This window comes from Zarconia sp., assembly GCF_057467645.1.
The window spans coordinates 108,104-121,994 of sequence record NZ_JBRJXU010000092.1 but is presented as its reverse complement, the minus strand read 5'-3'; the positions used below and the strand labels follow the sequence as shown (position 1 = coordinate 121,994).

Genomic DNA, 13,891 nt, shown 5'->3' with positions numbered 1-13,891 from the left:
AAGATATGTTTTTCTCAAAAGTTATGACGATTCTCACAATGAATTTTGACGCGATCTTTTTTTATTTTTTAATATAAACAAATATTAATTTTTACGACATTAAAAAACGCTCGACAACAGATAGTACGAGATGGCTGATTTCAAATCTGGTGGGCATCAAGCCGTTTCTGGGAAGAGTACTCTATAGCCATAGCCCGTATCCTGGAGACACTCAATCGTGACCCTCGACCGATACTCCACCGGCTATACCCGCACATCCCGCGCCTCTTGCCAATGCTCTTTCCCCATTCCCCATTCTCCCTTCCCCAATCATTAAAAATGTGTAACGAAAAGGGCGCGAACTGCTATGGGTGTATCTCAGCGAACAAAAAGCGATCGCCCCAATCGGAGCGATCGCCATCGAGTCAATTGAAGCTAATCGAAATTAGGCATCGTAGTAGAGAGCAAACTCGTAGGGGTGAGGACGCAATCGCATCGGGTTGACCTCGTTATCGAGTTTGTAGGTGATGTAGTTATCGATGAAGTCTGCCGAGAGAATACCCGGTTCCGTCAAGAAGGCGTGGTCTTTCTCCAGAGCAGCGAGAGCCCCTTCCAAAGAACCCGGCGTAGACGGAATCTTGCTCAGTTCTTCCGGGCTGAGTTCGTAGATATCCACATCCAGGGATGCGCCCGGATCGATTTTGTTCTTAATACCGTCTAGTCCGGCGCACAGCATTGCCGTAAAGGCCAGGTAGGGGTTGGCGGTGGCATCGGGGCAGCGGAACTCGATCCGCTTAGCCTTGGGATTGCCACCAGATAGGGGAATCCGAATCGAAGCCGAACGGTTACCTTGAGAGTAAGCCAAGTTCACCGGAGCTTCAAAACCGGGCACCAAACGCTTATAAGAGTTCAGAGACGGGTTGGTGAAGGCCAAAACCGCCGGGGCGTGGTGGAGCAATCCGCCGATAAAGTGGAGCGCCAATTCGCTCAAGTCGGCGTACTTGTCCCCGAAGAACAGGGGCTGTCCGTCTTTCCAGATGGACATGTGGGTGTGCATCCCGGTACCGTTGTCGTTAAACACCGGCTTGGGCATGAACGTGGCAGACTTGCCGTGCTTGCGAGCGACGTTCTTAACCACGTACTTGTACGTGAGGGCGTAGTCAGCGGCCTGAATCAGAGAAGCAAATCGCATACCCAACTCGCACTGACCGGCGGTTCCCACTTCGTGGTGGTGTTTTTCGATCGGTACGCCGCACTTGCCCATCGTCAGCAACATTTCGCTGCGGATATCTTGCAACGTATCCGAAGGTGCGACAGGGAAGTAACCGCGCTTGTAACCGGTCTTGAAGCCGAGGTTGCCCCCTTCTTCCACCCGTCCGGAATTCCACAGACCTTCGCCGGAGTCGATATGGTAGTAACCTTCGTGCTCGTTCTGGTCGTAGCGGATATCATCGAAAATGAAGAATTCCGGTTCGGGTCCGCAGTAGACCGTATCGCCAATTCCGGTAGATTTTAAGTATTCGAGCGCCTTAGCTGCGATCGAGCGCGGATCGCGATCGTACCATTCCCCAGTCCGGGGTTCTTTGATACTACAGATCATGCTCAGGGTCGGCACTTCCATGAACGGATCGATCCAAGCCGTCGCCGGATCGGCCACCATAGACATATCCGAAGCGTTGATGGCTTTCCAACCCCGAATGCTAGAACCATCAAAAGCGACCCCTTCCGTAAAAGCCTCTTCATCGATCAGGCTGCGGTGGAACGTACAGTGCTGCCAGATACCGAAGAGATCGACGAACTTAAGATCGATTAACTCGATATTTTCGTCTTGAATCAATTTCAAAACGTCTTGTGGCGTCTGGGCCATGAGTTTACTTCTCCCTAAACAATTAATAAAAGTTCGGCTACGGGTTGCCAGTTTTTATGTCTCTCAATGCTTTGCCGCGCTTGAAGCGCGCGCTTAGGCCCACATTAGGGGACTCGATCGTAGTTTGCACCTGCATCATCCTAGAGATAGGTGCAACCCCAAATTAGTAATCTACGATACAAAATGCCGATTAAAAGAATAATTAAAGATTTGATACGAATCTCGAGCGGATGGACTTCAGGAGCAAGGAGGATGGGAAGAAACGGGAGCCGTGGGAGAAACGGAAGCTGGGGGAGGTCGGGGAGCAAAACCCTTGAACGATCGTTGACCTCATCACCGATCGTTAAGGCGACCCGATTGTAAAGACACTAAACCGATGAGAAGAGGGGCAAACAGAGGCAGAGGAGACGAGTATCATTCCCCATTCCCCATTCCCCATTCCCCATTCCCCATTCCCCATCTCTCTTCTCGACACGCACATCCCCCTAATCCCAGGTATTCCCTAAGTTTCGTGGTTTTGACCGATCGTCGTGCTGATAAACTAATATACGGGTGAGATCGGCTGTGGTGTAGCCGTTCCACCTGCTGTCAAAACACCGTACAAAAGATAAATTTCATGCAAGACGCCATTACAACCCTCATAAAAAATTACGACGTAACCGGACGCTATCTCGATCGCAATGCCATGGATAGCCTCAAGTCCTATTTCGAGACGGGAACGGCACGAGTACAGGCTGCTGCCGTAGTGAACACCAACGCCGCCGACATTGTCAAGCAAGCCGGATCGCAACTCTTTAGCGATTTACCCGAACTCATTCGTCCCGGTGGCAGCGCCTACACCACCCGTCGCTATGCCGCCTGCTTGCGGGATATGGACTACTACCTGCGCTATGCGACTTACGCCTGGGTGGCTGGAAATACTGACGTTCTCGACGAGCGGGTTTTGGCTGGTTTGCGGGAAACCTACAACTCCCTCAACGTTGCCATCGGACCGACGGTTATCGGTATCGGTATCCTCAAAGACATCGTTCGCGCGCAAGTGGCCGAAGCGGGAATTGAAGGTGCGGCATTTTTAGACGAACCTTTCGATCATATGATTCGCGAGTTGGGCGAAACGGACGTTTGAGTGTGTCTCCCGTCGAGTGTTTCTCGATGGCAGACGCGAAACGCACTTCAAAAATCTATCCTTAAATAAAGATGACCCGCACTACTAGTACGTGAGGCAGGTTGGGTCATCTTTTTTCATCGGTTCAAATTCTCCAATCGGTAATTCCGATGGCAAGGTGACGGTAAAAGTGGTTCCGATTTCCTCTTCGCTTTGGCAGGCAATCGTTCCTTGGTGTCTTTCTACAGCTTGCTTAACGATGTAGAGTCCCAATCCGGTGCCTTGGATGTTACCGACGTTAGCCCCGCGCTCGAACTGCTCAAATAGCTTGCCTTGGGATCGTTCGGGAATTCCAAGGCCCCAATCTCGAACTTGGAAGGTCACTTGTTGGTTTGCGGTAGCCACCTGTAATAAAACTTTACCACCCTCTGGGGAATATTTGATGGCATTGGAGAGTAAATTTGTCAGAATCTGACGCAGGAGTCGTTCGTCGAGTATTGTTTCGCCCCATGAATCGGGTGCAGACTGGTGGGGTTGAAAAACTAGCTCGAGTTGATGAATCGGTGAAATAGATTGCAACGGTTCGATTACACTCTCACAAAAAGATCCCAAATCGATCGCTTTCGGATGACAGGTGATGCCATCGGATTCTAATTGGTTCACCACCAATAAATCTTCGAGTAAATCCGTCATACTATTCACGGAAAGCTTGATGCGATCGAAATGCTTATTTCTTTTCTCGAAAGATAATTTATCGTTATAGTTTTTCAGCAGTTCGGCAGAGCAAAGGATACTCGAAAGAGGGGTGCGTAAATCGTGAGAGGCAATAGCCAGAGTTTGAGATTTTAACTCGTTGAGTTGTGTGCTTTTTTCGAGTTCGGCTTCGAGTTTTTGCTCTCCTTTTCGTTTTTGGAGTGCCATTTCGATCGTCGTGCTGATATCTTGAGATTTGAAGGGTTTGACGAGATAGCCGTAGGGTTCCGTTTCCTTGGCGCGATCGAGAGTTGTGCGATCGGCGTAGGCCGTAATATAAACAATGGGAGTTCGATATCGCTGGCGAATTTTAGAAGCCGTTTCAATCCCATCGAGCGGACCTCTGAGCATAATATCCATCAGCACTAAATCGGGCGGATTGTGCTTGACTTGTTCGAGGGCTTTTTCTCCAGAATTGACTTTTGCGGTAACCTGATATCCCTGTTTCTCCAGGTTTCGGGCAATGTTAGCGGCAGCAATTAGTTCGTCTTCAACGATTAAAATTTTGGCATCAGACATGAGTGATATCTTGGAGCTAGTTTGGCGTTCGATAAAAATAATATAAATTTCCGAAGACTTAAAATGCTTTCTTAGACGCAATTCCACAAAAATATGCTGTCCTCAAGAAGACTTAAGTCCAGAAATCATCGATCGACGTGCACCGTTAAGTTCGAACACCCCTAATTGTCTCTCTCGCTCCACGAGAGCCTTTCCAATTTTAAGTGGCTATAACGACATCAATTCAGGCTCTCGGAACAAGTTGTACGTGACTGTATTCTCTATTAAGACTGATTTCGAGCAGGTTCCACATCCGTAGATTACCGAATTTCAAGCTACGTATATTTTCGATAATTTCTCAGTATTTGTACCGATCGAATCAAGTTTTCAGAGGAATTCGATCGATGGGGAGTCGGCAAAAGCGATCGCTATATTCATCTGAGTACGGACAGTTCGGGCATTAATCAGAAGATTGACAGTGCGATCGCTCGGGCCACCCACCAGAATCCCCCTGGGAAGGAACCATCGCAATTAACTCCACCTGTCCGGCATCGTTGACCGTCCATGCTGTTGCTTCCACCAAAGGAGAAGGGAGGATAGAGGGAACTTCCACTGGGTGATTGGATGCCGTTGCCATGGAAAAATCCTGCCAATCGCGCCACACCGTCCCAGTCGCAATCGGATCGGTGGGGTCTTCAGGCAATCCCCCCCGTCCGGTGACCACAAATTGACTGTTGGCATAGACCCCGCAGCCAGAAACCACTTGCGCATTGCCATCAATGGGACTGTCCGGTAACTGAACCAACCCCGCACCAGGATCGACATCCGGCGTTTGCACCGTCACCACGCCGCTAAAGGCCGCCCCCAATTCTGAGGTGGCCGTAATATCGCTGTCGGGGGTCTGTAATTCTCGAAACTGCGTGCCGAAAACCCCCTGGGCGACAATACTCACCCGACCCCCAAATCCTTGCTGGGCGTTGGCGGTGATATCGCTATTTTCCAAGGCGACGAGGGTTTCGGTGTTGAGGGTGATATTGCCGCCATCAGTATTCCCGGCATCGGTGGAGATGCGACTGTTCCCCAGCATTTGCAGGTCCGTTGCATTTAAGCTGATATTCCCCCCCTCCCCAGAGACGGTGACCGCCGAAAGTGCCCCCCGTTCGTCGAGTTGAATCATGTTGGCCGTGACGTTTAGATTCCCCGCCGCCCCGCTTCCCAACCCTCGCACGCCAATTTCCGCCTCGTTGCGGACGATCAATCGATCGGTCCGAACGCTCAAATCCCCGGCATTACCCGCCCCACTGGTGTTCGATTCGATCGCGCTCGGAACAACACCATCGCCTATCGTCCCAAAGGAAACCGACTCCACCGAATCATCAATTCCCGTGGCAAATCCACTCACTTCTACCCAGTCGGTGGCATTGATTCGCAAACTGCCCGCATCCCCATCGCTTCCCGTTGCCGCTGAAACCTGCGCCCCATTCCTGACGCTGAGGTGACGGGTATTTACCGTTAAATCCCCAGCGGGGGCCGTTCCCTTTTGTCCGGCGAGAGTCAGCAGCGAGGAAGAGGTGTACAAACCCGAGATAAATCGCCCATCCTCCGACGCACCGCTTAAATCCACTGACTCCGCCGTGACCGTGAGATCGCCGCCGCGTCCCCCACCGGCTGCCGAGGCGGAAATCTGCATTCCATCAGCCACGACGAGATGACCTGCATTCACCGTCAAATCGCCGGATTCACCCGCCCCCAAGCTAGTACTGAAGAAACCTCCTGGAGAAAGCTGTCCCCCCGGAACCCCCCTCAATTCAATCGTCTCACCCGTCACGGTCACATCCCCGCCATTTCCGACGCTGGGAACCCCCGTTACCGCACCGATAAAGGTATTGTCGAAGGAACGTATCTCTCGGGCGCTGAGGGTCACATCTCCCGAATTGCCCAGCCCTGCAGTTCCGGCTAAAACCACGGCGCGATCGAATCTTGCCGTCCCCGCCACATCCAAGGTCAAATCTCCCCCCTCTCCGGCAACGAAGGAGGTGGTCATAATCCCCACTTGGTTAATCGCCCGCAACTCCTGGGCTTCGACCCAGAGATTTCCAGCTTTTCCCGTGGCGGCACTAATACTGTAGAGTCCGTCGCGCAATGCCAGGGGATTGATGGTTTCGGCGACGAGTTCGCTGAGTAAGTCGGTGGGGCGGGTTCCGGTAATTTCGAGCAAGTCGGCGCGCACCCTCAAACCACCGCTGGTTCCTTCGCCAAACGTCGAGGCAGAAACATAGGATCCATCTTGCAAGCGCAGGGTATTTGCTTCGATTTCGATCCCCCCTCCGTTAAAACTACCGAAGGTATCGCCCACCACTCGGGAATTTTCATCCAAGAAAATATCTCCTCCCCGAACTTGAATCCGGCCGCCTCCCAAACCGCTGGTATTAATGCTGGCATTTTGGGTGAGTTGAATGGTTCCCATGGGTCGATTTGAACTGGCAAAGGGGGCATCCAAGCGTACGGTTTCATTATTGCCAGAAATCACATCGATCGCGCCGTCGGGGGCATTCAGATGTCCCCCTTCCAAAGCAATACTTCCCCCCACAACGGTGATGGTTTGAGTGGGTCGAACGGCGAGTCCGATCGGATTCTCTTCAAATGTAAATTGAGAGCGATCGACGATCGAACCCGGATTTGAACCCAGTTGCAATCCAACCGGAACGCTAACGGTTAAAAGGGGAGACGCTTGGGGTTCGACGGCACTATATATACTGCCATCTTCAAATAGCAAACTGTCAGCAGTGCTGGTCACAAACGACCCGCCAATATCGAGAGCGGCGTTGGCACCGAAGACGATCCCCGCAGGGTTGAGCAGGAATAGATTCGCCGTTCCATTGGCTCGAATCAAGCCATCGATATCGGAAAGTTGACCGCCGGTGACCCGAGTAATAATATTCTCGATGGTGAGGGCATTATCGAAATAAGCCGTAGAACCGGTCTCGAGGTTAAATCGATCGAAACTGTGGAATAGATTATTGCCCGCTTCCGTCCCGCCTGTAATTTGCTGGAGCGAGCCATCAATTTCGACGATCGAATTGTTGGGTAATGTACGATCGGGAATAATTTGAGCAAAAGTGCTTTGGGGAGAAACGAGTATTCCCAAAATCGATAAAATCGAGTAAATTTTTAGAAGATTTGAATACTTAATACTTGCAATATATTCTGTCTGTCTGTTCATACTTTTAATCGCCAGATGAATGGATTTTTTTTATGTCGATAAAAACATACTTGCTAACTCTTAATTATTTTTTATTGCAGCATAACGAACATCGTTTGAGAGATTACGAAAGGCTTAAAAAAAATAAACTATTTGATATAACGAAAAATTCATCCGTGATTGCCACTATATTTTAGTGGTTTACTAGTCCTACCATTAGAATTCATAAAAAGAGAGCGAAATCCTCTAACCTGGATGATTCATGAGCTGGGATTAAAATATCTCAAAGCCTTGTCGTGCCCAGAAATCTGGGAATTTCCCAAACCCCAAAAAACAGACTGTTTTTTGAAGTTTGATATGCGTCGGGATTGTGGCGTTTGGTGAAGAATCCAGGCTAACGTAGTGTATTGCATGCAAAAAAAATACAGTATCAAATACAAGATTCTGATATCGATCGACTCGACCTTAGATTAATTGAGTCTCGATCGAGAGTAAGGCTTAGAGGGATAGCTGATTGCGAGCGCAAGAAAAAATCAGGAGAACTCGACATCTATTTAGCCTAAATCAATTCTGCTTGCACCTGGGTTCAAGCGTTTTCAAAATTCAACTGAAATTCTCATAAAATCCTAGGAATCTATGTTTACCCGTCAACTTTACTTAAAGTGATTTTTGTAAATTTTTAACATGAATTGAAAAGTAAAAAATCAAGATTATTTTTAGTAATGACCTCTAAAAATAACCGCTCGAAACAAAATTCGATCCACCGGCTAAGTACAGAAATGAGATGCAGCACAAATTACCCAAAAAACAATGATGGGAACTCGAGATTGAAGCGGTAGATTTAAACCCGATTTTCAGAATTAGAGTTTAGACAAATTGGAGGGATAGAACCATCAAATCTTTATCTTGACTAGATTTGAAAGATGCAAGGAGGAATCGGAAAGTTCAAACTCAAAAGGCTTTCCACCTATGGGTTATCCCCTTCGCTATCTAAATTTTGTCTCGACTCCAGTCAGAACTTAATTTGCGAATATCGCGATCGTTCGGCACGATCGCAGTGCTCAAGTCCGTGAGGGCAGATCGTGAACCTCATCCATTCGAGAAACGCAATAGTCGTTCACCCCACCCAGTTGATTTGAATCGGTAAACCGATCTCGATCGCCCACAGATTTATCCCGTATTTGACCCGAGTAATCACCAAGGAATGAGTCCTACACAATGACCGATCGGAATGTGCGCGCTCAAGTCGTAGTATCGCTAACGTTTTAGATGACTTGTATCTGATGCTGGTCATCATCGTTGGGATCTGCTCGAACCAGCATTAGGATCGCCTGTTAGATTTAGTTAGATTTCGCGCACGTCAAATACCATTACATTATAAAAACGGAAGATTCCGGATGATTTTGGAGGGAAACAAAAATTTACCGCAGTCGTAACCACTGCGTTCGATAATGACGCCCACGAAGATCTCGAAAATGGTAAGACGTATGGCACACAGAGAAGTTAGGAGGAGAGTTTAGGCCTGTTCGGGAGGCTAAGGGAAAAACATACTTTATAAGATTGGCGTGTGTGCACCTCTCCTGAATGCACTGATGGAGAATCACGATCGCGAAAGATGAGCGATCGATTATCCCTTGACTCTCCCCCACCCATTCCTCACCCGGTTGCCGTTAACTGTTTCTTCTGCGATGGCGAAGATGACTTCATCGGTGCCGAAAGGGCTTCGCTTAACTCAGCACAACCCAATCGTTCCTCCAAAATGTTCATCACCTCGCGCCCGAAATCATTTTCGTTACGCTGCCACGCCTCCAAACAGACCTCACCGAAAAAGCTGCCCAACGGTTCGGGATTCCAGAGTAGTTTCCGCGCCGTCCAAGGCATCAAACTCATCGGATCGTAATCGGGTTTGAGAATACCTTCCTCGATCGCGTATTCTTCTAAATGCGTGTGGGGTTGCAAGCCGATAAAGAAAATCGCCGGTTCGACTTTATCCGCCCCAAAAATTCGTTCGAGTTCGCGATGGTAGGCAATGGTTTGGCGAATCGTCTCGAAGGTTTCGTCGATAACGTTGAACGAGTAGTTCACCGACACCAAATCGTTAAATCCAGCAGCTTTTAAATCCCGGCAGTTTTCCAGTACCACTCGCAGGTTATAGCCCATCCGCATTTTGCGGACTAGTTCCTGGGAACCGCTGGTAATGCCGATTTCAAAATAGTTCATCCCCGTTTTCACCATCAAATCGCACAGTTCGGGGGTGAGATTGTCGGCGCGAATGTAGGCCGCCCAATGGATATCGTCCATCCCGGCATCGATAAGTTTGCGCAACAGTTCGATCGCATCGTCAATAAACCGACGGGCCGGGATAAACTGGGCATCGGTAAACCAGAAGTTGCGAATTCCGCGATCGTACAACTGCCGGATTTCCGCCACCACTTCATCCGCCGGATTGATGCGCACTTGCTTCCCTTCAATGACGGTATAAATGCAATAGCAGCAGTTGTGGGGACAGCCGCGTTTGGTTTGCACCCCCAGGTAGAAGTCGCGATCTTGCAGGTAGTAGTCGAATTCGGGCCAAATACTTTCGATATAGTCGTAGTCGCAGGCAGTTTTTTCGATCGGGGTGGGGGCTTCGTGGATCGTCCCTTGCCGAGGTTGAGTTACCCCAGCAACGTAGCAGCGTTCGCTACCAATATCTTCCCCTCGTAGGAGTTTGCTCAGTAAAGCCTCTCCCTCTCCTACAGAGACAATCGTTCCTTTGGGCAAACTGCGTCCGAGTTGCTCGTAAAAGACGCTGACCGCCCCACCACCAACCACGGCGCGGGCTTCGGGATGATACTTTCTCGCTCGTTTTAATCCCCGCTTAATTAACCCCTGGTTGCGCCACAGTTCCGTATAGTACGAACCGGCCAGACGCAAGCCTCCGATTGCCCCCCGCAGCTTAATCGCTGGATTCTTTGCGTAATAAAATTCGAAGGCATTTTGCAGGGGATTGCCGCCTCGACCGCCAACAGGAGCGTAGATTTGGATATCGCGCCAGGAAAACACCAATAACGTGGGTTTAAACTCATCGATACATCGATCGAGGGCACTCGAAAAGTCCAACGGCGGCACCGCACCTAAATCGAAAATGCGCTGCTCGATGTCCTGAAACTGCTTGCGAACGAAATCGGCAAGGTAGACAACCCCGATGGGAAAGATCGGATTGCAAGGAAGGCGGACATATAAAATGCGGTTTACGATTCCAGAACTCGTCATCTCGAAATCTTTATATAACTTAACTTTTAAGATACCACTTATTTTTCGAGAAGATGGACGCTTTCCCCGCACGAAGGGCGATCCCCTGCTCAGAGATTCACTCCCTCCCAGTTTCTCGAATATTTCGACCTCGATCGCATTGATTCGCGATCGCACCATCCGATTGCTTAATTCAACCGATTCAAACGGATCTAGATTTCTGATGCCCGTTGGCGAGGCATTTTTCGATAGTTTTGGCTAAAAATTCCCAAAACGCTGGTTTTTTGTCAGATCGAATTTCCAGCTTTCTACGTGGAAATGCTGGCTTGGTAGTCACTTTTACAACTTGTGGGGATCGCAAAATGTTAGTGTGCAAATATAACAAGCAATTAATATTGTTTCACCCCAGTAATTCACTCACCTATAGCTATGGCTCAAATCCTCGATCCCTTACCTTTAGGAAGCGCCGACCCCATTACTTGCTGCTATGTCAATGCTACGAGCCAGATTCAGATTGCTCGCATCACCAACGTGCCCAACTGGTACTTCGAGCGAGTAGTCTTTCCAGGACAGCGCCTCGTCTTTGAGGCTGTCGTGGAGGCACAGCTCGAAATTCACACGGGAATGATGGCAAGCGCCATCCTGTCGGATACAATTCCCTGCGATCGCCTGCAGCTCCAGGTGGTCGATAGCATTGAAGAAAATTCTACCTCCCCAAGGGGATTAGAAGATGTAAATAATTATGAAGCATCAACCTCGAACGAGGCAACCCATGCATCGAAACGTAAGGTGCTCGCGTCTGTAGATTAAGCCAGACCGACGCTTGAGTTTCCATTGCCAGTCAACGAGAATTGGGGATAGCAGTAGTACCTGCTCAAACGCTCGAAAAAAGTATCCAGAAGGGATTTAGGATGTCGCGATTCGCTCGAATCGCCCGCACGGGGACGCAGTGTATGACTGCGCCCCAATTCTCACGTTTAGCCATATTCAACCATCGTGTCCGAAACCACCCAATCCTCCGAAACCACCCTCTATCGAATTTCCCCCCTAATTCGGCTGACCTTACTCGGTTTGTACGTTGCCCTAACCCTTCCCCTGCCTGCGTTGTCGACTCACACTCACGCACCGGTATCTCCGACGTTCTTGTGGGTGGGAATTGCCATTGGATTTGTTGCCTTGTACGGAGCCCTCAGCGAGCGAGTACGACTTGACGATCGCGGCATTCAAGTCACCTATCCCAACTGGGTTCCTTCCATATTACGTAAAGGTTGGTTCCTTCCCTGGTCGGAAGTCCAAGCCCTCAAACCGCGCTCTACCGGTCAGGGAGGTCTGGTTTACTATTTCCTAGCCAAATCCGGTCAAGGGTATCTGTTACCGGCGCGTGTTGCGGGATTTTCTCGGTTGGTGAGCCAAGTCCAAGCCCGGACGGGGATCGATACCACCGACGTTCGTCCCCTCGCTCAACCGTGGATGTACTTTATTCTGCTCGGTTGTACGTTGATGCTGTTGCTCGTCGATAGATGGACGGTATCGGTCGCCCTCGGATGAGTTTTTCGATCGCGATCGACACCCAATAAAATGTCTTGAATCTTTCGAGAAAGATTCATCTAAAAGTATTAAAACTTTGTTAAAGTTTTTAGAGTGCTAGATTGCATTTAAAAACCCGATATCTAGTATCGAACGGCATTCCAGTTGCTTGTTTTCCGGGACGGGGTAAGGGCGCGATCGCCCGTTCGGTTTCACCTCAACCGGGTCAATGCACGATCGCCAACCTTGTCCCCCTCGGAAATCGAGAATCCTCATGAAAAAACTCATTCGAGGTCTGCATCAGTTTCAGACCAGTTACTTCAGCACCCATCACGCCTTATTCGAGGAACTCTCGCGCGGTCAGCATCCCAGAGTTCTGTTCATCACCTGTTCCGATTCTCGGGTCGATCCGAACCTCATTACCCAAGCCCAAGTCGGCGAACTCTTCGTCATTCGCAACGCCGGCAACCTCATTCCCCCCTTCGGGGCAACCAATGGCGGTGAAGGGGCCGCCGTTGAATATGCGATCCAGGCTTTAGATATCGAGCAAATTATCGTCTGCGGTCATTCCAACTGCGGAGCGATGAAAGGATTGCTCAAACTCAGCAAACTCGAAGAGGATATGCCTCTGGTGTACGAGTGGCTCAAACAAGCCGAAGCCACTCGACGCCTGGTTAAAGAAAACTATTCCACCCAAGAAGGCGCTCAACTGCTCGATTTAACCGTTGCCGAGAACGTCCTCACCCAAATCGAAAACCTGCGCACCTATCCGGTGATTCACTCCAGACTCCACCAGGGCAAACTCCACCTCCACGCTTGGGTCTATAACATCGAATCTGGAGAAGTCCTCGAATACGATCCCACCCGCCACGCCTTCGTTCCCCCCGATGGATTCGTGGAAGCGTCCCTACAAGGTTGCACCCTGTCGCAATCTCCCGAGGCATCGGTTGGAGCTCAACTTCAAATCGTGCCCTCTCAGGGAGCAAGCGCATCCAATGGAGAATCGAGTAACGGAACCACCCAAAATTACAGCTGGCTGTCACCGGAACAACGAGACCGAATTTATCGGGGTTCGGCATCCCGGTAGCTCGAACTTGAGGCAGTTGCCAGTCGCTTCCTCAAGTTCGGAAACGAGAACCTGAGGACGAACCCATCTGTCGCTGACCCAGCCGCAAAAACAAAACCGCCGGAAATTGGTAGTATTCCATTACCAACCACGCGACGCAGGCGCTATGGGCGCACAAGGTTAACCCAGCCCAAAGGAAGGGAAACCAGCGCAAGGTACTATCGGGAAGCGGCGGAAAAACGTACGCCCCAAGGGCAACGATCGAAGTGGGCAAAAGCACGAAGGCGATCGCCAAACACCAAACCCACCCATTGAGGGGATCGACATCCCGATGGGTGGGCTTCCATTGATGACCGTTCCATCGCCACGCCAGGGGTGGAGAACTATCGACCAATTGCACCGATTGTTTGGAGAGATTCGCAGTAAAAATATGGTTGCAGGTCTCGCAGCCAAAGGCTTCCGTGAGGACGAGGGCGGAAATTTTTCCGCGACGGCACGCGGGACAAGTATACGCGCCGCGAAAATTGAGTGGGGTGGCCGATGGGGAGGAATTCGCTGGCTGGGTCATATTCGTTCTTGGGCGATCGCCTTTTGAATGCTTGAATGGAACGATCGATCTACGATTGTAATCTCAGTTGCCATCCGGCGTGCAGAAACCCT

Annotated in this window: 10 protein-coding genes; 4 read left to right on the top strand and 6 right to left on the bottom strand. The window is 50.0% G+C overall.

Features of this window, described 5'->3' with window-relative positions; genetic code table 11:
• Positions 1–424: 424 nt before the first annotated feature.
• Entirely contained in the window at positions 425–1,846 is a 1,422-nt protein-coding gene (gene glnA / locus AC2215_RS13965; protein WP_486810619.1) for a type I glutamate--ammonia ligase, read from the bottom strand.
• Positions 1,847–2,462: 616 nt separating this feature from the next.
• Here glnA and apcB point away from each other — a divergent pair.
• Complete coding sequence (gene apcB, locus AC2215_RS13960) at positions 2,463–2,972, top strand: allophycocyanin subunit beta (protein ID WP_486810618.1); 510 nt, start codon at positions 2,463–2,465, stop codon at positions 2,970–2,972.
• Positions 2,973–3,056: 84 nt separating this feature from the next.
• Here apcB and AC2215_RS13955 read toward each other — a convergent pair whose 3' ends face one another.
• The 3 genes from AC2215_RS13955 to AC2215_RS13945 form a co-directional block, all read right to left on the bottom strand.
• Entirely contained in the window at positions 3,057–4,223 is a 1,167-nt protein-coding gene (locus tag AC2215_RS13955; RefSeq protein WP_486810617.1) for a hybrid sensor histidine kinase/response regulator, read from the bottom strand.
• A gap of 439 nt (positions 4,224–4,662) precedes the next feature.
• Positions 4,663–7,425 (bottom strand): two-partner secretion domain-containing protein, encoded by a 2,763-nt coding sequence (locus AC2215_RS13950; RefSeq protein ID WP_486810616.1) that lies wholly within the window; start codon positions 7,423–7,425, stop codon positions 4,663–4,665.
• 1,635 nt (positions 7,426–9,060) lie between these two features.
• Entirely contained in the window at positions 9,061–10,659 is a 1,599-nt protein-coding gene (locus tag AC2215_RS13945; RefSeq protein ID WP_486810615.1) for a photosystem II high light acclimation radical SAM protein, read from the bottom strand.
• 408 nt (positions 10,660–11,067) lie between these two features.
• On the opposite strand from AC2215_RS13945, the gene AC2215_RS13940 reads away from it, so the two are divergent.
• Together AC2215_RS13940 and AC2215_RS13935 are read left to right on the top strand one after the other, a co-directional pair.
• Entirely contained in the window at positions 11,068–11,448 is a 381-nt protein-coding gene (locus tag AC2215_RS13940; protein WP_486810614.1) for a DUF1830 domain-containing protein, read from the top strand.
• 186 nt (positions 11,449–11,634) lie between these two features.
• Positions 11,635–12,186, top strand: a complete 552-nt coding sequence (locus AC2215_RS13935; RefSeq protein WP_486810613.1) for a hypothetical protein — start codon at positions 11,635–11,637, stop codon at positions 12,184–12,186.
• A 96-nt stretch (positions 12,187–12,282) separates the two neighbouring features.
• Here the strand turns inward: AC2215_RS13935 and AC2215_RS13930 are convergent, their stop codons facing one another.
• Positions 12,283–12,441 (bottom strand): hypothetical protein, encoded by a 159-nt coding sequence (locus AC2215_RS13930; protein ID WP_486810612.1) that lies wholly within the window; start codon positions 12,439–12,441, stop codon positions 12,283–12,285.
• Here AC2215_RS13930 and AC2215_RS13925 point away from each other — a divergent pair.
• A complete protein-coding gene (locus tag AC2215_RS13925) occupies positions 12,440–13,252 on the top strand; it encodes a carbonic anhydrase (protein WP_486810611.1) in 813 nt (270 codons plus the stop codon). The genes AC2215_RS13930 and AC2215_RS13925 overlap by 2 nt on opposite strands.
• Before the next feature lie 31 nt (positions 13,253–13,283).
• Here AC2215_RS13925 and AC2215_RS13920 read toward each other — a convergent pair whose 3' ends face one another.
• Complete coding sequence (locus AC2215_RS13920) at positions 13,284–13,799, bottom strand: DUF2396 family protein (protein ID WP_486810610.1); 516 nt, start codon at positions 13,797–13,799, stop codon at positions 13,284–13,286.
• Positions 13,800–13,891 lie beyond the last annotated feature (92 nt).